Genomic DNA, 26,964 nt, shown 5'->3' with positions numbered 1-26,964 from the left:
CCGCCGTGAACGGTCGAACGACAACGCGGGCTCGCATCGACGCCCTGGTGCACGACCTGCTCGACGAGGCCACCGCCGAACACCCCGATGCGACGGCGGTCGCCGACAGCGCCGGGCAGTGGACCTACCGGGAGCTCACCGCCCGGAGCCACGCCGTCGACGCCTGGCTGGGGGCACAGGGTGTGGGGCACGGCGACCGGGTCCTGGTGCAGCTGCCCAGCACCCGCGAACTCGTCGCCCTGCTGTACGGCACGGCGCGCCGGGGCGCCGTCCTCGTCCCCGTCAACACCGGCATGAAGGGCTACCACCTGCGCGCGGTCGTCGAGAACGCGGAACCCTCGCTGGTGATCGTCACCGACCCCGCCGTCGACCGCGTCGCCGCGCTCGCGGACGGGATCCCCGTGCACGGCCTGGAAAGGACCTGGCAGGAGATCACCGAACTGCGCGAGATGGAGGCGCGCGGGGACGGCGGTCCCGTCGGCCACGAGGACATCGCCGTCCTCGTCTACACCTCGGGGTCCACCGCAGCCCCCAAGGCCGTCGTCTGCCCGCACGGTCGGATGGTCTTCGCGACCGAGGCCATCAACCTCGAACTCGGCTACCGGCCCGACGACGTGGTCTTCTGCCGCTTCCCCATCTCCTGGGACTATGGCCTCTACAAGGTGCTGCTCACCGCCGCCGGACACAGCAGCCTCGTGCTCGCCGACGGCGAGTCCGACCTGGCGCTGCTGCGCCGCATCCGGGAGACCGGGGCCACGGTCGTCCCCATCGTGCCGTCCCTGGCCACCATGATCTGCGCGCTCGCCGAACGCGAACCGCGCCGGGAATCCTCCGTCCGCATGTTCACCAACACCGGTGCCGCGCTGCCGAAGACCACCGCCGACGGGCTGCGTACGGCGTTCCCCGGCGCCGAGGTGATCACCCAGTTCGGGCAGACGGAGTGCAAACGCGTCTCCGTGCTGCCCCCCGAACACCAGGACGCCAAGCCCGAATCGGTCGGCCGGCCGCTCCCCGGCACCCGTGCCTTCGTCGTCGACGACGAAGGCACTCCGCTGCCGCCCTGGCGGACGGGGGAGATCGTCGTCGAGGGACCGCACGTCATGCCGGGCTACTGGCGCGCGCCGGAGCAGACCGGGCGTGCCTTCCGGCGTGCTCCCGACGGCGGACTACGCCTGCACACCGGCGACTTCGGGCACGTCGACGAGGACGGATTCCTGTTCTACGAGGGCCGTCGGGACGACATGTTCAAGCACAAGGGCGTCCGCATGAGCACCACCGAGATCGAGGCCGCCGCCACGGACATCCCCGGCGTCCGCGCCGCCGCCGTCCTGCCGCCCGCCCCCGGCCGGGACCTCGCGGTCTTCGCCGAGGGCGACATCGACCCGCACGTCCTGCTCAGGGAGCTGTCCCTGCGACTGGAGCCCGCCAAGGTGCCCGGGGTCAGCCGCGTCGTCGACGAACTGCCGCTGACCCCGCACGGCAAGCACGACCGCAAGCGGCTCGTCCACATCCTGGAGAACCCGGAAGGAACGTCCACGCCGTGACCGGCCCCACCGAACTCGCCCGGCGCTTCGGCACCCCCGCCTACGTCTACGACCTGGACCGGGTCGCGGCGGCGCGCGACGACCTGTTCGCCGCACTGCCCGACGAGGTCGCCGTGTTCTACGCGGCCAAGGCCAACCCGCACCCGGAGATCCTGCGCGAACTGCGCACCGGCGCCGCCCACGGGACCGACGGCTCCCACAACGCCCGCGACACTCGCAACACCCGCGCCTGTCGAGCGGAGATCAGCTCCGTCGGCGAACTCGACGCCGTGCTGCGGGCCGGGTACGACGGCAGCGAGGTGCTGTACACCGGTCCGGGCAAGACCACCGGGGAACTGGCCGAGGCGATGACCCGGGGCGTGCGGATGTTCTCCGTCGAATCCCTCGGCGATCTGCGGCGCGTCGGCGAGACGGCCGTACGGCTCGGCGTCACCGCCGACTGCCTGATCCGGGTCAACAACGCGACCGGGGCGGCGGCCACCAGCATCCGCATGACCGGTGTGCCCTCGCAGTTCGGCTTCGACAGCGAGACCCTGCCCGGGCTCGCCGCCGAACTGCGCGAGGTGCCCGGCACCACCCTGGCCGGACTCCACTTCTTCCCGCTCAGCAACGCCAAGGACGAGGCGAGCCTCGTCGCCGAGTTCCGGCACACCATCGCCACCGCCGCCGCGCTCCGGGACGCCCTCGGCGTGCCGTTCCGCTTCGTCGACATCGGCGGCGGCTTCGCCGCCCCGTACGCGGTCCAGGGACACCGCCCCGCCTACGGCGGACTGCGCGACGCCCTGACCGCCTCGCTCGACGAGCACTTCCCCGGCTGGCGGGACGGCGCCCCGCGCATCGCCTGCGAGTCGGGCCGCTACCTGGTCGCCGACAGCGGCTCCCTGCTCACCACCGTTGTCAACGTCAAGGACAGCCGGGGCACCCGCTACGCCGTCCTCGACGCCGGCATCAACACCTTCGGCGGGATGTCCGGCCTCGGCCGCATCCTGCCGGTCTCCGTCGAACCGCACGAGTCCGTCGGCACCGACGGCACCCCGGCCCACCTCGCCGGACCGCTGTGCACCCCCGGCGATCTGCTCGGCCGGGCCGTCCCGCTGCCCGACCCGGCCCCCGGGGACCTGCTGACCGTCCCCAACGCCGGTTCCTACGGACCCACCGCCAGCCTGCTGATGTTCCTCGGCAGGCCCGCTCCCGCCGAGATCGTCGTCCGCGGCGACGACCTCGTCTCCGTCTCCCGTATCCAGCACATCCGAACCTATGAACACGGACAGGCCCTGTGATGAGTGACGTCCCCACCCCCGCCCCCGGCGACCGGCCCGTGCTCGTGGCCGGCGGCATCTCCGACTCGCACACCTGGAACCTGGTCTACCTCCAGCTCCTGATCGAGGAGCACGGCCACCGTGTGGTCAACCTCGGCCCCTGCGTGCCCGAGGACCTACTGATCCGCGAGGCCGTGTCCCACGACCCCGCCCTCGTCGTGATCAGCAGCGTCAACGGGCACGGCTACCACGACGGCATGCGCACGGTCACCCGGCTGCGCGAGCACCCCGCGCTCGCCGCCGTACCCGTCGTCATCGGCGGCAAGCTCGGCATCGCCGGACCCTGCGACGAGTCGGAGACGACCGCGCTGCGCGCCGCCGGTTACGACGCGGTCTTCGACGACAGCGCCGAAGGCGTCACCGTCTTCCGGGGAATGCTCGACGCGCTGCCCCAGCGAGCCCTGGTGTGACCGCTGCCCCGGCGGGCCCCGATGCGTCCGGCGCCGGGTTCGGCGCGTTCGTGCGCCGGGCCCACGACGCCGGACGGCTGGTGGTACAGCCCCGGATGGGCATGAGCGACCCGGACCGGATGCGGACCGGGCTGCTCGCCACCCGGGACGCCGCCGCGACGACCGTCGGCACGCTCACCCTGGACAGCTACACCCGGGTCGGCGACCTGGAGTCGGCGCAGCTCGCCGTCCTCGAAGGCGCCGACCTCAACGGCTATCCGCTGGCCAGCCACGAGACCACCACCACCGGCCGGGTCCTCGACGGGATCCACGGCCCCGCCTTCCCGGTGCAGGTACGGCACGGCTCGGCGGCACCCCAGCACATCTTCCGGGCACTGATGGCCGTGGGACTCGACGCGTCGGAGGGCGGGCCGGTCTCCTACTGCCTGCCGTACGGCAGGGTCCCCTTGCGCGAGTCCGTCGCCCACTGGTCCGAGTCCTGCGAACTGCTCGCCACCCTGCGCACGACGAGCGGCGCGGAACCGCATCTGGAGACCTTCGGCGGCTGCATGCTGGGTCAGCTCTGCCCGTCCGGGCTCCTCGTGGCGATCAGCGTGCTGGAGGCGCTGTTCTTCCGGCGACACGGAATCCGGAGCATTTCCGTGAGCTACGCCCAGCAGACGCATCCGCGTCAGGACGCCGAGGCGGTGGCCGCATTGCGCAGCCTGTGCGCGAGGTTCCTCCCGGACACCGAATGGCACGTCGTCGTCTACGCCTACATGGGACTGTTCCCGGAGACGGAGCACGGGGCCCGCCGACTGCTCGCCGAAGCCGCCGCACTGACCGTCGCGAGCGGCTCGGAACGCCTCATCGTGAAGACCGTCGCGGAATCCCGGCGCATCCCGACGGTGGCGGAGAACGTCGCCGCCCTGGAACACGCGGCCGACGCCGCCGCGCGCACCGCCCGCGCCCCGCTGGACGGCACCGCGACGGAGACGTACGCCGAGGCGTACGCGCTGGTCGACGCGGTGCTCAACCTGGACGACGACCCCGGCGCCGCACTGCTGAAGGCGTTCGCCGAAGGCCGGTTGGACGTCCCCTACTGCCTGCACCCGGACAACGCCGGACGCAGCAGGAGCTACATCGCGGCGGACGGCCGGCTGCGCTGGGCGGATGTCGGGAGGATGCCGCTGACCGGTGTCGCCGACGTGCGTCCGGCACATGCCGTCACCGCCGCGGAACTCCTCGATTCCCTGTCCTACGTGAGGCGTTCATTCGACCTCCAAGTCCCCTTGGAAACAGCTGGGTCGAACGACTCCCTGCTTAGGGGTGCTTAAGGGTACGGCCCCTTCGGGGGCGTCATTACGGTGAGGAAAAAGGCGGAGAACGGTGACGACGGTGACGGCCGGAAGTGGAGACACGTGGATGAACGGGCCCGGTTCCGAATCAGCCCTGGCACGACTGCTCGCCACGTCCGTACCGTCACGCCACCGCACCCTGGTCACGGAGCTGGTACGCACCGCCGTGGCGGAGGCGATCCAGGCGGCCCGGCCGGGCACCCCGCACCCCCTGGACGCGTCCGTCCCGCTGGCGGAACAGGGGCTCGACTCGCTCGCGGCGATCGACCTGCACCGGCGACTGACCGAACGGACCGGTCTCGACCTGCCGGTCGGTCTCGCCTATGACTGCCCCACCCTGCCCGACCTGGCCGACCGACTGCTCGCCGGCGCCAGGGGCGCGGGGGCTCAGGGCGTCGCGGACGGCCTCCCGGGCGGCTGGTCGGAGGCGCCGGGCGGTGCCGGTCCCGCCGACGAACCCGTGGCCGTCGTCGGCATCGGCTGCCGTTTCCCCGGCGGCATCGACACCCCGGCCGGACTGTGGCGGCTGCTGAGCGCGGGCGGCGAGGTCCTGTCCGGCTTCCCGCACGACCGGGGCTGGGACCTGGAACGCCTCTTCCACGACGACCCCGAGGTGCCCGGCAGCTCCTACGCCCGCGCCGGTGGATTCCTCGACACGGCCACCGACTTCGACGCCGAGTTCTTCGGCATCAGCCCGCGCGAGGCCCTCGCCATGGACCCGCAGCAGCGCCTGGTCCTGGAGACGTCCTGGCGCGCCCTGGAGGACGCGGGCATCGACCCCGCCGCGCTGCGCCGCACCCCGGCCGGCATGTTCTTCGGCGCCGAGGTCCAGGAGTACGGGCCGCGCCTGCACGACGCCCCGGACGGCCTCGACGCCCATCTGCTGGCCGGCAACGCCTCCAGCGTCATCTCCGGCCGGGTCGCCTACGTGCTGGGCACCGAGGGACCGGCGGTCACCGTCGACACCGCGTGCTCCGCGTCCCTGGTCGCCGTCCACCTGGCCTGCCGCTCGCTGCGGCAGGGCGAATCCTCGCTGGCGCTGGCCGGGGGCGTGGCCGTGATGGGTGGGCCCGGCGTCTTCACCGCGTTCAGCAGACAGCGCGGCCTGTCCGCCGACGGCCGCTGCAAGGCGTTCGCCGCCGCCGCGGACGGCACCGGTTTCGGCGAGGGCGTCGGCGTCCTCGTCCTGGAACGGCTCTCCGACGCCCGCCGCAACGGACACCACGTCCTCGCCGTCGTCCGGGCCTCCGCCGTCAACCAGGACGGCGCGTCCAACGGCCTCACCGCCCCCAACGGCCTCTCCCAGCAACGGCTGATCCGCCGGGCACTGGCCGAGGCGGGGCTCACCGCCGCCGACATCGACCTGGTCGAGGCGCACGGTACGGGCACCCGGCTCGGGGACCCCATCGAGGCGACCGCGCTGCTCGCCACCTACGGGCAGGGCCGCCCGGCCGGGGCGCCCCTGCTGCTCGGCTCGGTCAAGTCCAACCTGGGCCACACCCAGGCCGCCGCCGGCGTGGCCGGAATGATCAAGGCGATCCTCGCCATGCGGCACGGACAGGTACCCGCGACTTTGCACGTCGACGCCCCCAGCCCGCACATCGACTGGTCCTCCGGCGACATGGAACTCGTCACCGAGGCGCGGACCTGGCCGGACACCGGCCACCCGCGCCGGGCCGGGGTCTCCTCCTTCGGCGTCAGCGGAACCAACGCGCATGTCATCCTGGAGCAGCCGGAGCCCGAGCCCGAGGACCGTTCCGAGGGGGCGGTACCCTCGCCCCGGCCCCCGGCCGTTCCCGTTCCGCTGCCCTTCCCCCTGTCCGCGCGCGGCACGGCCGCCCTGCGCGCCCGCGCCGCCGACCTGCTGCCGCTCGTCGACAGCGCGGAACCCGCCGACCTCGCGCGCGCCCTCGCCACCACCCGCGCCGCCCTCCCCGACCGGGCCGTCCTCGTCGCCTCCGACCGCGCCGAACTGCGCGAGGCGCTCACCGGCCTCGCCTCCGGCACCGTCCCGCCCACCGGACGGGTGCCCGGCGAGCTCGGCCTCCTGTTCACCGGGCAGGGCAGCCAGCGCCCCGGCATGGGCCGCGAACTCGCCGCCGCGTACCCCGAGTTCGCCGACGCCCTCGACGACGTCTGCGCCCACTTCGACCTCCAGCTCCCGCATCCCCTGAAGGACGTGCTGTTCGCCGGTCCGGGCACACCCGAGGCGGAACTCCTGCACCGCACCGAGTACGCGCAACCGGCCCTGTTCGCCGTCGAAGTCGCCCTGTTCCGGCTGCTGGAGAGCTGGGGGCTGCGCCCGGACCACCTCGCCGGGCACTCCGTCGGCGAGATCGCCGCAGCCCACGCGGCCGGGGTCCTCACCCTTCAGGACGCCACCATCCTGGTCGCCGCGCGGGGCCGCCTCATGCAGGCACTGCCCGAGGGCGGCGCCATGGTCGCCGTACGCGCCGCCGAGGACGAGGTCGCGCCGCTCCTCACCCCGCGCACCGGCATCGCCGCCGTGAACGGGCCCGCATCCGTCGTCGTCTCCGGCGACACGGACGACGTGGAGCGCATCGCGGGCGAACTCGCCGCGCGCGGGCACGACACCAAGCGCCTGCGCGTCGGCCGCGCCTTCCACTCGCCGCTGATGGAACCGATGCTGGACGAGTTCCGCCGGGTCGTACGGGTGCTGGACTACGCCGAACCCACCGTGCCGGTGGTGTCCACCGTGACCGGCGGCCCCGTCGGCGGCGAACTGCGCGACCCGGAGTACTGGGTGGAGCACGTCCGGGCCCGGGTCCGCTTCCACGACGCCGTGCGGTGGCTCGCCGACGCCGGGGTACGGACGTTCCTGGAGGTCGGGCCGGACGCGGTGCTGTCCGCGATGGGCCCGGACTGTCTCGATGCGACCGACGCGCCCGGCACCGCCTTCCTGCCGGTGCTGCGGCGCGAGCGGCCCGAGGCGCGCGAGGCCGTCTCCGCGCTCGCCGCCGCGCACGCCCGTGGTGTCCCCGTCGACTGGGCGCGGCACTTCGCGGGGGCGCCCGCCCACCGCGTCGAACTGCCCGGCTACCCCTTCCAGCGGCGCCGCTTCTGGCTGGAGCCGGGCGCTCCCGTCGACGCGGCCGGACTCGGCCAGGTCGCCGCCGGTCACCCGCTGCTGGCGGCGGCAGTGGCGGTCGGGGCGGAGGGCGTCGTGCTGACCGGGCGGCTCTCCACCCGTACCCATCCCTGGCTCGCGGACCACGTCATCGCCGGGCGCGTGCTGATGCCCGGTACCGCCTTCGTCGAACTCGCCCTGCGGGCCGGCGACCACGTCGGCGCCACCGTCCTGGAGGAACTGACCCTCGGCGCACCGCTGGTCCTGGCCCCCGACGAGGACGTCGCCGTCCAGGTGGCCGTCGGCGAACCCGACGACACCGGGCGGCGTACCGTCACCGTCCACTCGCGCGCCGCCGACGGCGCCCCTTGGACCCGGCACGCGGCGGGCACGCTCACCGACACCGCCGTACCGGGTGCCGCCGCGCCGCACGGCGGCGGATCGGACGGCGGCGCGTCGGCGCAATGGCCGCCGTCCGGGGCCGAAACCCTCGACGTCAGCGGGGCCTACGCCGATCTGGCCGAACAGGGTTACACCTACGGACCCGCGTTCCAGGCCCTGCGCGCCGCCTGGCGGCACGGCGAGCACGTCTACGCCGAGGTCGCCCTGTCCGGGGACGCCGCCGCCGACGCCACGCACTTCGGGATCCACCCCGCGCTGCTGGACGCCGCGCTGCACGCCGCCGACCTCGACACCCCGCCGCGCGCCGAGGTGCTGCTGCCGTTCGCCTGGACCGGCGTCCGCCTGCACGCCACCGGCGCCACCGCGCTGCGGGTACGGATCACCCGCACCGGCGACGACACCCTCGCCCTGCGCCTCGCCGACGCCACCGGCGCCCCGGTGGCCGACATCGACGGCATGACCTCCCTGCCCGTACCGGACGACGACGTCCTCCACGCCGTGCGGTGGTCCCCGTATCCCCGGCCGACGACCGCCGCTCCCCTGCGCATCGCCGTTCTCGGCGCCGCCCCGGCCACGAGCGACGTGCCGCGCGACGGCGAGGGCCGCGGCACGGCCGATGCCCCCGGCGCGGACGGCGCACCGCGCGAGGACGCCGTCGCGGACACCCTCGCCCGCGCCCTGGACGCGCTGCTCGACGGCCCCGTACCGGACGCCGTGGTGCACCGCCCGGCCGGTCCGCCCGAGGCCGATGTCGACGACGCGCGCGCCCACGTCCTGCGGGTGCTGCGCCTGCTGCGCGTCTGGCAGTCCGACGAACGGCTGGCCGGCACCCGCCTCGTGGTCGTCACCCCGCCCGACAGCCCCGCCCACGCCGCGGTGCGCGGACTGGTCCGCTCCGCCCAGGCGGAGAACCCCGGCCGTTACGTCCTCGTCGAGCACGACTCCCTGCCCTCCGAGTCCGAACTCCGCCGGGTGCTCGCCACCGGCGAGCCCGAACTCTCCCTCGTCGACGGGCGGTTCGCCGTGCCCCGGCTGGCCGCCGAACCGGCCGCCCGGCCCCGGCACGACGCAGACTGGGGCACGGTCCTCATCACCGGTGGCACCGGCGGTCTCGGCGCACTGCTCGCACACCACCTGGTGCGTGCCCACGGCGTGCGCCGACTGGTGCTCGTCGGCCGTCACGGCCACGCGTCCGCACTGCGCGCCGAACTGGCCGCGCTCGGTGCCGAGGCGACCGTCGCGGCCTGCGACGTCGGCGACCGGGAGGCGCTGCGCGCGCTGCTGGACCGCCACCCCGTCGACTCCGTGATCCACGCCGCGGGCACCGTGCGCGACGGCATCGTGGAGAGCCTCACCGACGCCATGGTCGACGAGGTCTTCCACGCCAAGGCGGCGGGCGCCTGGCACCTGCACGAACTCACCCTCGGCCGGGAACTCTCCCACTTCGTGCTGTTCTCCTCGCTCGCCGCCGTCCTCGACGGGCCGGGCCAGGGCAACTACGCCGCCGCCAACGCCTACGTGGACGCGCTCGCCGCCCATCGCGCGGCCCGGGGGCTGCCGGCCACGGCCCTCGCCTGGGGCCTGTGGGACACCGGCACCGGTATGGGCGCCGCCCTGGACACCGCCGCCCTGGAACGCGTGGCCGCCACCGGCGTACCGGGACTGTCCGCCGAGGAATCGTTGCGCCTCTTCGACGCGGCCGTACGCTCCGACCGGCCCCACCTCGTCCCCGTACGGATCGACGCCCCCGTCGTGCGCCGCCGCCCCGACGGCGTTCCGCCGCTGCTCAGTGCCCTCGTCCGGCCCGTCGCCCGCCGGGCCGCCGCCTCCGAGCCCCACCGGGAGAAGGAAGGACTGGGGGCACTGCCCGCCGCCGAGCGCGAACGCGCCCTGCTGGACCTGGTGCGCACCGAGGTCGCGGCGGTGCTGCGGTACGACGCGCCCTCCGCCATCGACCCCGGGCGGGCCTTCACCGAACTCGGCTTCGACTCGCTGGCCGCCGTCGAACTGCGCAACCGGCTCAACACCGTGACCGGGCTGCGCCTGCCCGCCACCCTCGTCTTCGACCACCCCACCTCGCGCGCCCTCGCCGATCACATGCACGACACCCTTTTCGGCTCCGGCGGGCGGTCGTCGGCGGAGCCCGCGCCCGCCGTCACCGGGCGGCGCCCCGCCGACGGCGACGGTGACGACCCGATCGTCATCGTCGGCATGAGCTGCCGGTACCCCGGCGGAGTGCGCTCCCCGGAGGACCTGTGGCGGCTCGTCGCCGACGGCGTCGACACGGTCGGTCCCTTCCCGGCCGACCGCGGCTGGGACACCGAGGCGCTGTACGACCCCGAGCCCGGCACCCCCGGCCGCACCTACACCCGGGAAGGCGCCTTCCTTTACGACGCGGCCGACTTCGACGCCGACTTCTTCGGCATCAGCCCGCGCGAGGCGGTCGCCATGGACCCGCAGCAGCGGCTGCTGCTGGAGGTGTCCTGGGAGGCGCTGGAGCGTTCCGCCATCGATCCGGCGGCGCTGCGCGGCTCGCGCACCGGTGTGTTCGCGGGCGTCATGTACCACGACTACGGCACCTGGCTGACCGAGGTGCCGGACGACCTCGCCGCCTACCTCGGCAACGGCAGCCTGGGCAGCGTCGTCTCCGGCCGGGTCGCGTACGCCCTGGGGCTGGAGGGCCCGGCCGTCACCGTCGACACCGCCTGCTCCTCCTCGCTGGTCACCCTGCACCTGGCCGCGCAGGCGCTCCGGCAGGGCGAGTGCGACCTGGCGCTGGTCGGCGGTGTCACCGTCATGTCCACCCCGGACACCTTCGTCGACTTCTCCCGGCAACGCGGCCTGGCAGCCGACGGCCGCTGCAAGTCGTTCGCCGCGGCGGCCGACGGCACCGGCTGGGGCGAGGGCGTCGGCATGCTCGTCGTCGAACGGCTCTCCGACGCCCGCCGCAACGGCCACCGGATCCTGGCCGCGGTCCGCGGTTCCGCCGTCAACTCCGACGGCGCGTCCAACGGGCTGACCGCCCCCAACGGCCCCTCCCAGCAACGCGTCATCCGCGCCGCGCTCGCCGCCGCCCGCCTCGCCCCGGCCGATGTCGACGCGGTCGAGGCGCACGGCACCGGCACCACCCTCGGCGACCCGATCGAGGCACAGGCGTTGCTGGCCACGTACGGCCAGGACCGGCCGGACGACGCACCCCTCTGGCTCGGCTCCGTCAAGTCGAACATGGGCCACACCCAGGCCGCCGCCGGAGTCGCCGGAATCATCAAGATGGTCATGGCGATGCGGCACGGCACCCTGCCCCGCACCCTGCACGTCGACACACCCTCCCACCAGGTCGACTGGACGGCGGGCGCGGTACGCCTGCTCACGGAGGAGCGGCCCTGGCCGGGGGCGGCGGACCGTCCGCGCCGGGCGGGGGTGTCCTCGTTCGGGATCAGCGGCACCAACGCCCATGTCATTCTTGAGGAGTTCGCGGGGGAGCCCGCCGGGACGGGGCCGCGGACCGCCGGTCCGGACGCAGACGGGCACGACGGTGCGGGAGCGCACCCTCTCGCCACGCCGCCCGTACTCGCCCTTCCGGTCTCCGCCCGCTCGCCCGAGGCCCTGCGCGGCCAGGCGGCCCGTCTGCGGGAACTGAACGGCACCCCGGTCGCCGAACTCGGCCTCGCCCTGACCACCACCCGCACCACCCACCCGTACCGCGCCGTCGTTCTCGCCCCCGGTGAGGAGTGGGCCGCCGAGGCCCTGGACGCCCTCGCCCACGGGCACGAGGCACCCGGCCTGCTCGTCAGCGGTTCTGCCACCGACGGCACCCTGGCCTGTCTGTTCTCCGGGCAGGGCGCCCAGCGGCCCGGCATGGGCCGGGACTGGTACGACACCTTCCCGGTCTACGCCGAGCACTTCGACCGCACGGCCGAACTCTTCGCCAAGCACCTGGAACGGCCGCTCGCCGAAGTGGTCCTCGGCGACCACCCCGACGTACTGGAACGGACCGCCTACACCCAGGCCGCCCTCTTCACCACCCAGGTCGCCCTCTACCGGCTGCTGGAGTCCTTCGGGCTGCGGCCCGACTGGCTGGCCGGCCACTCCGTCGGCGAGTTCGCCGCCGCGCACGTCGCCGGTGTGTGGTCGCTCCAGGACGCCGTCACCGCCGTCGCGGCGCGCGGCAGGCTCATGCAGGCGCTGCCCGAGGGCGGTGCGATGACCGCCGTACAGGCCGCCGAGGACGAGGTGCGGCCGCTGCTGGACGAACGGTGCGACATCGCCGCGGTCAACGGCCCGCGCGCCGTGGTCGTCTCCGGGGACGAGGACGCCGTCGCCGCCGTCGCCGCGCACTTCGCCACCACCCGGCGACTGCGCGTCTCGCACGCCTTCCACTCGCCGCGCATGGAACCCGTGCTGGACGAGTTCCGCCGGATCATGGCCGCCCTGCCGGCCGGGGAACCCACCCTGCCGATCGTCTCCACCCTCACCGGCGCCCGGGCCACCGCCGCCGAACTCGGCTCCGCCGACTACTGGGTACGGCACGTACGGGAGACCGTCCGCTTCGCCGACGCCGTGGGGACGCTGGCCGCGCAGGGCGCCGACACCTTCCTCGAACTCGGCGCCGCCCCCGTCCTGACGGCCCTCGGCCCGGACTGCCTCCCGGACGCGGAGGAGGCCGCGTTCGTCCCCACCGCCCGCAAGGACACCGCCGAGGTGCCCGGTCTGCTGGCCGCCCTGGCCGCCGTGCACACCCGCGGCTCGGACGTCGACTGGGCGGTCCTCTACGACGGCCTCCCCGGGGACCGCGTCGAACCGGGGCGCCGCGACGAACCCGTGCGTCACGTCGAAGCGGGGCGCCGCGTCGAACCCGGACGTTGTGTCGAGCTGCCCACCTACGCCTTCCAGCACCGTCATTACTGGCTGCCGACATCCACCGCCACCGCCAAGGGCGACGCCACCGGTCACGGCCTCGCGGCCGTCGACCACCCCTTCGTGAGCGCCCGCCTCGACCTGCCGGGCGACGGCGGAACCCTGCTCACCGGCCGGATCTCCACCGCCGCCCACCCGGTGCTCGCCCAGCACGCCGTGCTCGGCTCGGTGCTGGTGCCCGGCGCCGCCCTCGTCGATCTCGCCCTGTACGCGGGAGAGTTGACGGGACGCCCGGTGCTGGAGGAACTCACCCTCCAGGCCCCGCTGGCCCTGCCCGGGAACGGTGCCGTGCGGATCCAGGTCGCGCTCCGGCCCGACGGCGGTGTGGAGATCCACTCCCGGCCCGCCGACGCGCCCGAGGACGAGAGCTGGACCCGGCACGCCACCGGTACCCTCACCGACCCCGCCTCCGGACTTCCCGCGTCGTCCGTCCCGTCCGCCGCCTGGCCGCCGCCGGGTGCCGTGCCGCTCGACACCGACGGCCTCTACGAGCGGCTGCGCGGCGAGGGCTACGACTACGGCCCCGTCTTCCAGGGCGTACGGGCCGCCTGGCGGCACGGCGACACGGTCCTCGCCGAACTCGAACTGCCCGACGGCACCCGGCAGGACGCCGCGCGGCACGTCCTGCACCCCGCGCTGCTGGACTCCGCCCTGCACACCACCGCCCTCGCCGACGCGGACGCCCGCGACGCGGTACCGGACGGCACGATCGCCCTGCCCTTCGCCTGGACCGGCGTCACCGTGCACGGACGGCCGTCGTCCCGTACCGCCCCGTCCCGCACGGCCGGCCCCTCCCGCGCAGCCGCCCGGGCCCACACCGCCGCCCGGGTCCGCGTCACCCGGGGAGAGGAGGGCATCCGGCTCGATCTGACGGACACCGAGGGCGCGCCGCTGGCCACCGTCGCGTCCTACGTCACCCGCCCCGTCACCGCCGACCGGCTCACCGGGCGGCAGCGTTCCCTGTACGTCGTCGAGGACGCACCGCTCCCCGAGTCCGCCGGGCGCCCCGAGCGCCGCACCTGGGCCGTGCTGGGCCCGGACGACCTCGGACTCGGCGTCCCGCACCACCCCGAACCGGCCGCGATCGACGTCCCGGCACCCGACGTCGTCGTCCTTCCGGTGCACGTCCCGGACGTCGCCGACGGGGACGCGGTGCCCGGGGCCGTGCGTGCCGCGCTGAACACGACGCTCACGACCCTCCGGGCCTGGCTGGACGACGAACGCCGGGCCGGTTCCACGCTGCTGGTGCTCACCGCGGGAAGCCTCGCCGACGCCGCCGTGCACGGACTGGTGCGGGCCGCGCAGGCCGAACACCCGGGCCGGATCGTCCTCGTCGGCCGGACCGGGCCCGGCAGCCCCGTCCCGGACCGCGCCGCGCTCGCCGCCGTCCTCGACTCCGGTGAACCGGAGGTGCGGTGGCGGGACGGCCGGGCCCACGCCCCGCGCCTGGTGCGTGCCGGGGAACCGGACACGCCGCGCACCGGGCGCCCCTGGGGCACCGTCCTGATCACCGGCGGCACCGGCGGGCTCGGCGCCCTGGTGGCCCGGCACCTGGTGACCCGGCACGGCGTCACCCGCCTGGTCCTGGCGGGCCGTCGCGGACCCGACGCCCCCGGCGCCGACGAACTGCGCGCGGACCTGGCCGACCTGGGCGCCCGTGCCGATGTCGTCGCCTGCGACGTCGCCGACCGCACGGCGCTCGCCGCGCTGCTGGCCGCCCACCCCGTCGACAGCGTCGTGCACACCGCGGGCGTCCTGGACGACGGACTGGTCACCTCGCTCGGCCCCGAACGCCTGGACACGGTCCTGCGGCCCAAGGCGGACGCCGCCTGGCACCTGCACGAACTGACCCTCGACCGGCCGCTGTCCCACTTCGTGCTGTTCTCCTCGGCCGCGGGCACCATCGACGCCTCGGGCCAGGGCAACTACGCCGCCGCCAACGTCTTCCTCGACGCCCTGGCAGCCCACCGTGCCGCCCGGGACCTGCCGGCGCTCTCCCTCGCCTGGGGCCTGTGGGCTGGTGGCGGCATGGGAGCCGGCCTCGACGAGAGCGGCGCCCGGCGCATCGAACGGTCCGGCCTCGGCGCCCTCGACCCGGACGAGGGTCTCGAACTCTTCGACGCGGCCGTGGTGTCCGGCCGACCGGCCCTGGTGCCGGTCCGGCTGGACGCCGCCGCGCTGCGCCGCCGGGGCGACGACGTACCCCCGGTGCTGCGCACCCTGGCCGGTGTCACCGCCCCCGCCGCACGGGACGACCGGGCCCGCGGCCTCGGTGAGCGCCTGGCCGCCCTGCCGGCCGCCGACCACGAGCACACCGTGCTGGAAGCCGTCCGTACCGAGGTCGCCGCCGTCCTCGGCCACGACGGACCCGCCGCCGTCGGACCTCGGCGCGCCTTCACCGAGCTGGGATTCGACTCGCTCGCGGCGGTCGAACTGCGCAACCGGCTCAACGCGATCAGCGGACTGCGCCTGCCGTCGACGCTCGTCTTCGACTACGCCACTCCTGTGGCACTGGCGGGCCATCTGCTCGAACGGCTCGCCCCCGACGACGCCACCGGCACCGGTCCGGCACCCACCGACCCGAGGGGCGACGACGAGGTGCGGGCCCTCATCGGCCGCATCCCGATCGCGCGCATCCGTGATGCCGGACTGCTCGACGGGCTGCTGGGACTGTCCGAACCGGCCCCGCCCGTACCGCCCGCCGCCGACCGGGTCGTGGACATCAGGTCCATGGGCGTGGCCGATCTGGTGCGCGCCGCGCTGAACCGCACCAGCCCCGAGTGAGACCGCCCCGGTGCCGGACCGCGCGGACCACGCGCCGCGTCCGGCACCGGCCGCACATCCGGACCGTACGACCCACCCCCGTACGGCCGGAGCACCTCAGCCGTACCTCCGCAGCACCTCCAGCGCGTCACCCGCAATTCCGGACCGCGTCACCCGCACCGCGTCACCAGCGCCGCCGAGTCAGCTAGGAGCGACACCGACCGTGGACACATCCGTCGAGCAGATCGTCGAGGCGCTGCGCGAGGCCATGCTCGAGAACGAGCGGCTGCGCCGACAGAACGACCGGATCGCCGAAGCGGCGCACGAGCCCGTCGCCGTCGTCGCCATGAGCTGCCGCTACCCCGGCGGCGTCGGCACGCCCGAACAGCTGTGGCAGCTGGTCGACGCCGGAGTGGACGCCGTGGGCGACTTCCCGGACGACCGGGACTGGGACGTCGACGCCATCTACGATCCCGACCCCGACGCCCCCGGCAGGACCCATGTGCGCGAGGGCGGATTCCTCCACGACGCACCGCGGTTCGACCCGGGCTTCTTCGGTATCAGCCCGCGCGAGGCCCTCGCCATGGACCCGCAGCAGAGGCTGCTGCTGGAGACCGCCTGGGAGGCGTTCGAGCGCGGCGGCATCGACCCGCACACCCTGCGCGGCAGCCGCACCGGCATCTACGCCGGGGTCATGTACCACGACTACGGCAGCTGGCTCACCGACGTACCGGAGGGCGTCGAGGGCTACCTCGGCAACGGCAACCTCGGCAGCGTCGCCTCCGGCCGCGTCTCCTACACGCTCGGCCTGGAGGGCCCCGCCGTCACCGTCGACACCGCCTGCTCCTCCTCGCTGGTCGCCCTCCACCTGGCCGTGCAGGCCCTGCGCACCGGCGAGTGCGCCCTCGCCCTGGCCGGGGGCGTGACCGTGATGTCCACCCCGGACACCTTCATCGACTTCTCCCGCCAGCGCGGGCTCGCCCTGGACGGCCGCTGCAAGTCCTTCGCGGAGGGCGCCGACGGCACCGGCTGGGGCGAGGGCGTCGGCATGCTCCTGCTGGAACGGCTCTCCGACGCCCGCCGCAACGGCCACCGCGTCCTCGCCGTCGTCCGCGGCACCGCCGTCAACCAGGACGGCGCCTCGAACGGGCTGACCGCGCCCAACGGCCCCTCCCAGCAACGCGTCATCCGCGCCGCGCTCGCCGACGCCCGCCTGGAACCCCACCAGGTGCACGCCGTGGAGGCGCACGGCACCGGCACCCCGCTCGGCGACCCCATCGAGGCCCAGGCGCTGCTCGCCACCTACGGACAGGACCGGCCGGCCGGCGAACCCCTGTGGCTGGGCTCGGTCAAGTCCAACATCGGGCACACCCAGGCCGCCGCCGGGGTCGCGGGCGTCATCAAGATGGTGATGGCCATGCGCCACGGCAGACTGCCGAGGACGCTGCACGCCGAGCACCCCACCACCCGGGTCGACTGGGAGTCCGGCGCCGTCGAACTGCTCGGCGAGGCCCGCGACTGGCCGGACGCGGCGGAGCCCCGCCGCGCCGCAGTGTCCTCCTTCGGTATCTCCGGCACCAACGCCCATGTCATCGTCGAGGCGGCCCCCGAACCCGAGCCGTGCACCGGGGAACCCGTCTGGGACCGGCCGCTGCCGCTGGTGCTCTCCGCCCGGGACGAACCGGCCCTGGCCGCCCAGGCACGCCGCCTCCTCGACCACCTGGAGACCGGCGCCGACCTCGTCCCCGACATCGCCTACGCCCTGGCCACCACCCGCGCCGCCCTGGACCGGCGGGCCGTCGTCATCGGCGCCGACCCGGCCACGATCACCGCGCGGCTCGCCGCCCTGGCCGAGGACGATCCGGCGTCCGACGTGGTGCGCGGCGCACCGGCGGGGGAGTCCCGCATCGCGTTCGTCTTCCCCGGGCAGGGCTCCCAGTGGGCCGGCATGGCCGCCGAACTGCTCGACGGCTCACCGGTGTTCGCGGCGGCCATGGCCGACTGCGCCGAGGCGCTCGCCCCCTTCACCGACTGGGACCTCGTCGAGACCGTCCGGGAGCGCCGCCCCATGGAGCGGGTGGACGTGGTCCAGCCCGCGCTGTGGGCGATCATGGTGTCGCTGGCCGAGGTGTGGCGCGCGCACGGGGTGCGGCCCGCCGCCGTCATCGGGCACTCCCAGGGCGAGATCGCCGCCGCGTGCGTGGCGGGCGCGCTGAGCCTGTCCGACGGGGCCCGCGTGGTGGCCCTGCGCAGCCGGGCCATCGCGGAGGTGCTCTCCGGGCCCGCCGATTCCGGGGCCGCTCCCGGGAACGGTGCCTCCGGGCCCACCGGTTCGGGGCCCACCGGTTCGGGTCGTGGCGCCTGTGGCCGCGGCGGCATGATGTCGGTGGCGCTGCCCGAGTCCCGGGCGCGCGAACTCGTCGCCGCCCATGACGGGCGGGTCGCCGTGGCCGCGGTCAACGGCGCCTCGTCGGTGGTGCTCTCCGGGGACGCCGACGTGCTCGACGCGCTGCGCGGGACGATCGTCGCGGACGGCGGCCGGGCCAAGCGGCTGCCGGTGGACTACGCCTCGCACTGCGCCCACGTCGAGTCGATCCGCGAACGGCTGCTCACCGACCTCGCGGGCGTACGGGCCCGGGCGGCAGACGTACCGTTCTACTCCACCGTCACCGGTGCCGTGCTGGACACCACCGCGCTGACCGCCGACTACTGGTACACGAACCTGCGCCGGAGCGTGCTGTTCGAGCCGACCACCCGGGCCCTGCTCGATTCCGGATACGGGATCTTCGTCGAGTGCAGCCCGCACCCGGTGCTGCTGAACAGCATCGAGGAGACCGCCGACGCCGTGGGCGCGACCGTCACCGGGCTGGGCTCGCTGCGCCGCGACGACGGCGGGGCCGAGCGCCTGCTCACCTCGCTCGGCGAGGCGTTCGTGGCGGGTGTCCCGGTCGACTGGTCGGAGGTGTTCACGGGCATGCCGGTGCGCGCCGCCGATCTGCCCACGTATCCCTTCCAGCGCGAGCGCTACTGGCTGGGCCGGTCCGCGGCCTCCGGCGACGTCACCGCCGCCGGGCTGCGGGCCACCACCCATCCGCTGCTGGGCGCGGCCGTCCAGGTCGCCGGGGGCGGCACCCTGTTCACCGGCCGGCTCTCCGTGTCCACCACGCCCTGGCTGGCCGACCACGCGGTCTCGGGCACCCCCCTGCTGCCCGGCACCGCGCTGGTGGAGCTGGCGCTGAGCGCGGGCCACGAACTCGGGTACGGGCACGTCGCCGAACTCACCCTCCAGGCACCGCTGGTGCTGCCCGGCCGGGCGGCGGTCCAGTTCCAGGTGCACGTGGCCGCCGCCGACGAGGACGGTCACCGCGCGCTGAGCGTCCACTCCCGCCCCGAGGGTGCCGACGACACCGACTGGACCGCGCACGCCACCGGGCTGCTCGCCCCGCGGACCGCCCCGCCCGGCTTCGACCTCGCGCAGTGGCCGCCCCGGGGCGCGGAACCGGTGCCGGTGGACGACGCCTACGACACACTGGCCGCGCTCGGCTACGACTACGGGCCCGCCTTCCAGGGCCTGCGCGCGGTCTGGCGGCGTGGCGACGAGACCTTCGCCGAGGTCGAACTTCCCGATGAGGCAGGTGCGTTCGGCCTGCACCCGGCCCTGTTCGACGCGGCCCTGCACGCCGACGGCCTGCGCACGGCCCCGCCGGACACCGACGCCCCCGGCGCGCGGGGGCAGGGAGCGGCGCGGCTGCCCTTCGTCTGGACCGGCGTGTCGTTGTACGCGTCCGGGGCCACCGCCCTGCGGGTCCGCATCCGGGGCGGCGACACGCTCTCCCTGGACCTGGCCGACCCGACCGGCGCACCGGTCGCCGCCGTGGAGGCCCTGGTCTCCAGGCCGGTCGACCCGGCGGCGCTGACCTCCCCGGTCCGGGACGACGACCTGTACCGGCTGGACTGGCAGGCGCTGCCCGTACCGGTGGCGGACGCGCCCGCGTACGCCGTTCTGGACGAGCGGGGCACGGCCGCGGCGGACGCCGCGGCGGACTGGGTGGTCCTGCCGGTGAGCGGTGACGGCGGCGACCCGGTGGGAGGGGTGCGCGCGGTGACCGGGCGGGTCCTCGCCGCCGTGCGCGACTGGCTGGCGGACGAGCGTACGGCCGGGGCCCGGCTGGTGGTCCTGACCGCCGGCGCGGTCGCCACCGGCGCGGAGGACGTCACCGACCTGGCGGGCGCCGCCGTATGGGGCCTGGTCCGGGCGGCCCAGGGCGAACACCCCGACCGCTTCGTCCTGGTGGACGCCGTCGCCCACGACGACGGCGGCGAAAGTGCCTCCGGCCCCGGTGTCTCCGCCACCGACCGGGTCACCGAGGCCGTGCGCGCCGCCGCGGCGAGCGGGGAACCGCAACTGGCCCTGCGCGAGGGCACCGTACGGGTACCCCGGCTGGCCCGTGCCGCCGTAACGGGAACGGCCGCCGTACCCGCTTTTGACCGCCCCGCGCCGGATCCTCACGGCACCGTGCTCATCACCGGGGGCACGGGAGTGCTCGGTGCCGTGGTCGCCCGGCACCTGGCCACCGAGCACGGCGTGCGCCGCCTCGTCCTGGCCGGCCGCAGCGGCACCGCCTCCGACGACTTCGGTGATCTCGCCGAACGCGGCACCGAGGTCGTCGTCGCCCGCTGCGACGCCGCCGAACGCGACCAACTGGCCGCGCTGCTGGCCGACATGCCCGCGGAGCGCCCGCTGACCGCGGTGATCCACCTCGCCGGGGTCCTGGACGACGGACTGGTGACCGATCAGACCCCCGAGCGACTGGACGCCGTCCTGCGGCCCAAGGCGGACGCCGCCTGGAACCTGCACGAGCTGACCCGTGACCTGGACCTGTCGGCGTTCGTCCTCTTCTCCTCGGCCGCGGGCACGATCGACGGCGCGGGCCAGTCCGGGTACGCCGCCGCCAACGCCTTCCTCGACGGCCTGGCCGCCCACCGCGCCGCCCAGGGCCTGCCCGCGCTCTCCCTCGCCTGGGGCTTCTGGGAGCAGCGCACCGGGATGACCGCCCACCTCACCGACGCCGACGTGGAGCGCATGGCACGTGCGGGGGTCCGGCCCCTGCCCACCGAGCAGGGGCTGAGGCTGCTGGACGCCGCGCTCGCCGCCGACGTACCGCTGCTGCTGCCCGTCGGCCTGGACCCGCGCGCCCTGCGCGGTGCCGACGACGTCCCGGCGGTGCTGCGCGCTCTGGTGCCCGCACCCGCCCGTCGTACGGCGGCCTCCCGCGCCACCGCCGTCTCCGCCGCCGAACGGCTGGCCGCCCTCGGCGCCGCCGAACGCCACGCGGCGCTCACGGAACTGGTCCGCACCCAGGTCGCGGCCGTCCTCGGGCACGGCGCGGACATGGTGCTCGACCCGCGCCGCTCCTTCCGCGAGGCCGGTTTCGACTCGCTGACCGCGGTCGAGCTGCGCAACCGCCTCGGCAACGCCGTCGGCCTCCGGTTGCCCGCCACCCTCGTCTTCGACCACCCCGACGCCGAGGCCCTGGTCAGGTACCTGAAGACGGAACTCTTCGGCGCGGACCCCGAGGACGCCGAGGTCTCCACCGGGATCAAGGCCGTCGTCCCCGGAGCGGCGTACGAACCGGACGAGCCGGTGGCGATCGTCGGGATGGCGTGCCGCTACCCCGGCGGCGTCACCACGCCCGAGGAACTGTGGCGGCTCGTCGCGGACGGCGTGGACGGCATCGGCGCGTTCCCCGACGACCGCGGCTGGAACCTCGACACCCTGTACGACCCGGAGCCCGGCAAGCCCGGCCACTGCTCCACCCGCGCGGGCGGATTCCTCTACGACGCCGCCGACTTCGACCACGACTTCTTCGGCATCGGCCCCCGCGAGGCCCTCGCCATGGACCCGCAGCAGCGGCTGCTGCTGGAGACCTCCTGGGAGGCGCTGGAACGGGCCGGCATCGACCCGCACTCCGTGCGCGGCAGCCGCACCGGCGTGTTCGCCGGGGTCATGTACCACGACTACGGCAGCAGGCTGCGCGACGTCCCCGAGGCCGTGCGCGACTACCTCGGCAACGGAAGCCTCGGCAGTATCGCCTCCGGCCGTATCGCCTACACCCTGGGTCTGGAGGGTCCGGCGCTCACCGTGGACACGGCGTGCTCCTCGTCGCTGGTGGCGCTGCACCTGGCGGCGCAGGCGCTGCGGCGGGGGGAATGCGGCCTGGCCCTGGCCGGTGGCGTGTCCGTGATGTCGACCGTCGACACGTTCGTGGACTTCAGCAGGCAGCGCAACCTCGCCGCCGACGGCCGCGCCAAGTCCTTCGCCGAGGGGGCGGACGGCACGGCGCTGTCCGAGGGCGTCGGTGTGCTGGTGTTGGAGCGGTTGTCGGATGCGCGGCGGTCGGGGCGTCGGGTGTGGGGGGTGGTGCGGGGTTCGGCGGTGAATCAGGATGGTGCGTCGAATGGGTTGACGGCGCCGAATGGTCCGGCGCAGCAGCGGGTGATTCGTGAGGCGTGGGTGGCTGCGGGTGTGTCGGGGGGTGGGGTGGATGTGGTGGAGGCGCATGGGACGGGGACGGTGTTGGGTGATCCGATCGAGGCGCAGGCGTTGTTGGCGACGTATGGGCGGGGTCGTGGGGGTGGGGATCCGTTGTGGTTGGGGTCGGTGAAGTCGAATGTGGGGCATGCGCAGGCGGCTGCGGGTGTGGCGGGTGTGATGAAGATGGTGCTGGCGATGGGGGCGGGGTGGTTGCCGGCGACGTTGCATGTGGACGAGCCGTCGCGGAAGGTCGACTGGGGTTCGGGGCGGGTGCGGTTGTTGACGGAGGGGCGGGAGTGGGTGCGGGGGGATCGTCCCAGGCGTGCGGGGGTGTCGTCGTTCGGGATCAGTGGTACGAACGCGCACGTGATCCTGGAGGAGGCCCCCGACGAGGACACCCCCGCGCACGACGGGACCGAACCCCACGCCCCGCTGCTGCCCGTGGTCGTCTCCGGTGCCACCCCCGAGGCCCTGGCCGCACAGGCCGCCCGGCTGCGCACCGCCGCCGACGAACGGATCACCGACCTCGCCCACACCCTGGCCACCGGACGCGCCGCCCTCACCCACCGTGCCGCCGTCGTCGCCCGAGACAAGGACGAACTCCTCGCCGCGCTGGACGCGTTGGCCGGGGCCCGTACCCCTGGGACAGCCGTACGCGCCGACGCCGCCGCGAGCGTCGGCACCACCGACACCGTCGTACGCGGCCGTCCCGTCGCGGGCCGGACCGCGTTCCTGTTCACCGGACAGGGTGCCCAGCGCCTCGGCATGGGGCGTGGCCTGTACGACGCCCACCCCCTCTTCCGGCGCGCCCTCGACGAGGCGTGCGAGGCCCTGGACGCCCATCTGGACCGCCCGCTGCGCGAGGTGATGTGGGCCGGATCCGGCACCGAGGAGGCCGAGTCGCTCGACCACACCCTCTACACGCAGAGCGCCCTGTTCGCCGTGGAGACCGCCCTCTACCGGCTGCTGGAGGCGTACGGCGTACGGCCGGACCGGCTGGCCGGCCATTCCATCGGGGAACTGGCCGCGGCGCACGCCGCCGGTGTCTGGGACCTCGCGGACGCCGCCCGGCTGGTCACCGCGCGCGGCCGGCTCATGCAGGCCCTGCCCGACGGCGGCGCGATGCTCGCCCTGGACGCGACCGAGGACGAAGTGCTGGCGCACCTGGGCCCCGAGGTGTCCGTGGCCGCCGTCAACGGTCCCCGGGCGGTCGTGGTCTCCGGCACCCGGGCGGCCGTGGACGCCGTCGCCGCCGCCTTCACCGGCCGCCGCGTCAAGCGGCTGCGGGTCAGCCACGCCTTCCACTCGCCGCTGATGGACCCGATGCTCGCCGAGTTCGAGAAGACCGCCCGCGAACTGCGCTACGCCGCGCCCGCGATCCCGCTCGTCTCGAACGTCACCGGCACGCACGCCACCGAGGACGAGCTGTGCACGCCCGAGTACTGGGTGCGCCACGCCCGCGAGGCCGTCCGGTTCGGCGACGCGGTCCGCGCCCTGGAGGCCGACGGCGTACGCACCTTCCTCGAACTCGGCCCCGACGCCGTCCTGTCGGCCATGGGCGCGCACGCCGTCACCGACCCGGAACGGTCGGCTTTCGTCCCGGCCCTGCGCCGCGACCGCGACGAGGAGGCCACGTTCGCCGCGCTCCTCGGCACCGCCCACGTCCGCGGCCTCGCCGTCGACTGGCCGCGGGCCTTCGCCGGCACCGGGGCGCGCCGCGTCGAACTGCCGACGTACGCCTTCCGGCGGCGGCGGCTGTGGCTGACCGACGGGCCCGGCGCCGCCCGCACCGACGGAACGGACGGAACGGCGACCGGGCACCCGATGCTCGGCACCGCCCTCACCCTGGCCGCCGCCGACACGGTCGCGCTGACCGGCCGTCTCTCCCCGGCAACCCACCCCTGGCTGGCCGATCACGCCGTCGCGGGCGTCGTCCTCGTTCCCGGCAGCGCCTTTGTCGAATTCGCCCTCCAGGCGGGCGACCGCACCGGCTGCCCGCAGGTGGAGGAACTCACCCTGGAACGGCCCCTGGCCCTGCCCGGTCACGGATCCGTCCAGCTCCAGGTGGCCGCCGAGGCCCCCGACGCCGACGGGCGCAGGCGGCTCACGGTGCACGCCCGCCCGGAGGAGACCGACGCACACTGGACCCGGCACGCCACCGGCGTCCTCGCCCCCCGGCCCGTGCCCGAACCGGACCCCGTGACGGCCTGGCCGCCGACGGGCGCCGTCCCCGTCGACGTCACCGGCACCTATGACCACCTCGCCGAACAGGGCTACGGCTACGGTCCCACGTTCCGCTGCCTGCGCGCCGCCTGGCGACTCGGCGACGAAGTATTCGCCGAACTCGCCCTGCCCGAAGTCGACTTCGGAATCGACCCCGGACCGGGCAGCGACCTCGACCCCGTCAGTTTCCCCGGTCCCGACCCGGCCGACGGATTCGGACTGCACCCCGCCCTGCTGGACTCCGCGCTGCACGCCATCGACCTGCTCGACGGCCAGGACCCGACCGTCATGACCCTGCCCTTCTCCTGGGAGGGCGTCACCCTGTACGCCACCGGCGCCAGGGTCCTGCGCCTGCGGCTCACCCCGCACGGCACCGACCGCATGACCCTGCGCCTGTACGACGGCACGGGCGCACCGGTCGCCGAGGCGGCGTCGCTGCGCATCCGCCGGGTGACGGCCGAGCAGCTGAACGCCGCGGCGCCCGCCCCCGGCGAACTGCTCACCCTGCGCTGGACCCGGCTGGAGGCGCCCGCCGACGCGACGGCGCCCGGCCCCCGCACCCTCACCATGACCGCGGACCCCGCCGCGGGCGTCGCCGACGACCTGCCGGCCCTCGCCCGCGAGACCGCCGTACGCACCCTGACCGCGCTCCGGAACCACCTTGCCGACGGTCCGGCGGACGAGCCGCTGGTCGTCGTCACCCGGCACGCGGTCGCCGTCGACGGGCCGCCGGACCCGGCCCAGGCCGTGATCTGGGGCCTGGTGCGGTCCGCCGCCGTCGAACATCCCGGACGATTCGTGCTGGCCGACACCGACGGCGACCCCGCCTCGGCCGCCGCACTGCCCGCCGCCGTCGCCACCGGCGTGCCCGAACTCGCCCTGCGCGGCGGCACGGTGTACGTACCGGAGCTGGCCCGGACCGACGCGCCGGGGACCGTGCCCGAGACGGCACCCGGGCCCGCGCCCACCGTCCCGCTGAACCCCGAAGGCACCGTCCTCATCACCGGCGGCACCGGCAGCCTCGGCCGCCTGCTCGCCCGCCACCTGGCCGAACGCCACGGCGCCCGCCACCTGCTGCTCGTCGGCCGCGGCGGCCGGACACCGGACGGGGACACGGGCACGGATCCGCAGACGCGCGAGGAACCCGTCGCCCCCGGAGCGCGGGTGACCGTCGCCGCCTGCGACGTCACCGACCGCGCCGCCGTGGCCGGACTCCTGGCCTCCGTACCGGACGCCCACCCGCTGACCGCCGTGGTGCACGCCGCGGGGGTCCTGGACGACGCACTGCTCACCGACCTCACCCCGGAGCGTATGGAGGCGGTGATGCGGCCCAAGACCGACGCCGCCTGGCACCTCCACGAGCTGACCCGCGGCCTCGACCTGGACTCCTTCGTCCTCTTCTCCTCCGCGGCGGGCACCCTCGGAGCCGCCGGGCAGGCCAACTACGCGGCGGGCAACGCCTTTCTGGACGCCCTCGCCGCCCACCGGCGCGCCCAGGGCCTCCCCGCCCTGTCCCTGGGCTGGGGGCTGTGGGACACCGGCGAGGGCATGGCGGCCGGACTCGGCGAGACCGAACTGCGCCGACTGGCCCGCGACGGCATCCTGCCGCTCCCCGCCGACCGGGCGCTGACCCTCTTCGACCGGGCCCTCACCACCGATGCCCCGCTGGTCCTGCCGGTACGCGTCCGGATCACCGAGGACGCCCCCGCCCTGGTCCGCGCCCTCGCCCCGACGCCGGCCGCATCCCGCCGCACGGTTCGGACGGCCACCGCCGCTCCGTCCGCCCCGCAGCCCGCGGAGTCGCTGCCGCGACGGCTCACCGGCCTCGGCGCCGAGGCCGCGATGCGCCTGCTCGTCGACACCGTGTGCGCACACGTCGCCGATGTCCTCGGACACGGCTCCGGCAGCGCCGTGGATCCCGAACGCCCCCTCGGCGACCTCGGCGTGGACTCCCTCGCCGCCCTGGAACTGCGCAACCGCCTCGGTGCCGAGACCGGACTGCGCCTGTCCACCACGCTCACCTTCGACCACCCGACCTCCGAGGCCCTCGCCCAGCACCTGTACGAGGAGCTGGGCTCCCCGGGGATCGAGCGCTCCGACGACGCGCCCGTCGACATCGAGGCCGAAGTGGCGCGCCTGGAAACCCTGCTGGGAACCGCCCTGGAGCCCACCGCCCTCGACGACGACCGGCGCGCCCGTGTGGCGACCCGTCTCCGAGCCCTCACCGCCCGCTGGGACGACCCGGATCCGACGACCGACGGCACGGACGCCGGCAAGGGCCTGGAATCGGCCACGGCTGACGAACTCTTCGGCATCCTCGACGAGGAGCTCGGCAGCTTCGACTGAAGCGCGCCCACCCCCACGGAAGCGGAGCGGCGGCCTCCCGCCGCACACACGGACAGCCGTGGGGCGCCGGTCGACGGCGG

6 protein-coding genes are annotated in these 26,964 nt (G+C 75.1%); all 6 read left to right on the top strand.

What is annotated here, in order from left to right; all coding sequences use genetic code 11:
• Positions 1 to 5 precede the first annotated feature (5 nt).
• Positions 6 to 1,544: an AMP-binding protein gene (locus AMK22_RS23615; protein ID WP_073788049.1), complete on the top strand. Its 1,539-nt coding sequence runs from the start codon at positions 6 to 8 to the stop codon at positions 1,542 to 1,544.
• Positions 1,541 to 2,824 (top strand): decarboxylase, encoded by a 1,284-nt coding sequence (locus AMK22_RS23610; protein WP_073788048.1) that lies wholly within the window; start codon positions 1,541 to 1,543, stop codon positions 2,822 to 2,824. The genes AMK22_RS23615 and AMK22_RS23610 overlap by 4 nt, the downstream gene beginning before the upstream one ends.
• Positions 2,824 to 3,273 (top strand): cobalamin B12-binding domain-containing protein, encoded by a 450-nt coding sequence (locus tag AMK22_RS23605; protein WP_073788047.1) that lies wholly within the window; start codon positions 2,824 to 2,826, stop codon positions 3,271 to 3,273. Before AMK22_RS23610 ends, AMK22_RS23605 begins: the two co-directional genes overlap by 1 nt.
• Positions 3,270 to 4,589, top strand: a complete 1,320-nt coding sequence (locus AMK22_RS23600) for a methylaspartate mutase (RefSeq protein ID WP_073788046.1) — start codon at positions 3,270 to 3,272, stop codon at positions 4,587 to 4,589. Before AMK22_RS23605 ends, AMK22_RS23600 begins: the two co-directional genes overlap by 4 nt.
• Positions 4,590 to 4,677: 88 nt before the next feature.
• The gene (locus tag AMK22_RS23595) at positions 4,678 to 15,801 is read left to right on the top strand and encodes a type I polyketide synthase (protein ID WP_073788044.1); all 11,124 of its coding nucleotides are present in this window, start codon (positions 4,678 to 4,680) and stop codon (positions 15,799 to 15,801) included.
• Positions 15,802 to 16,003: 202 nt separating this feature from the next.
• On the top strand, positions 16,004 to 26,884 hold the full coding sequence (locus tag AMK22_RS23590; RefSeq protein ID WP_073788043.1) for a type I polyketide synthase: 10,881 nt from the start codon (positions 16,004 to 16,006) through the stop codon (positions 26,882 to 26,884).
• Positions 26,885 to 26,964: the final 80 nt, after the last annotated feature.

The organism is Streptomyces sp. CB01580 (assembly GCF_001905795.1).
Classification (GTDB): domain Bacteria; phylum Actinomycetota; class Actinomycetes; order Streptomycetales; family Streptomycetaceae; genus Streptomyces.
The sequence above is the reverse complement of the archived record's forward strand: the minus strand, read 5'-3'. Positions and strand labels throughout refer to the sequence as shown.

Bases quoted from the DNA above. Each gene is read 5' to 3' on its own strand.
- AMK22_RS23595 (WP_073788044.1), top strand. From the start codon at position 4,678: ATGAACGGGCCCGGTTCCGAATCAGCCCTGGCACGACTGCTCGCCACG.
- AMK22_RS23605 (WP_073788047.1), top strand. From the start codon at position 2,824: ATGAGTGACGTCCCCACCCCCGCCCCCGGCGACCGGCCCGTGCTCGTG.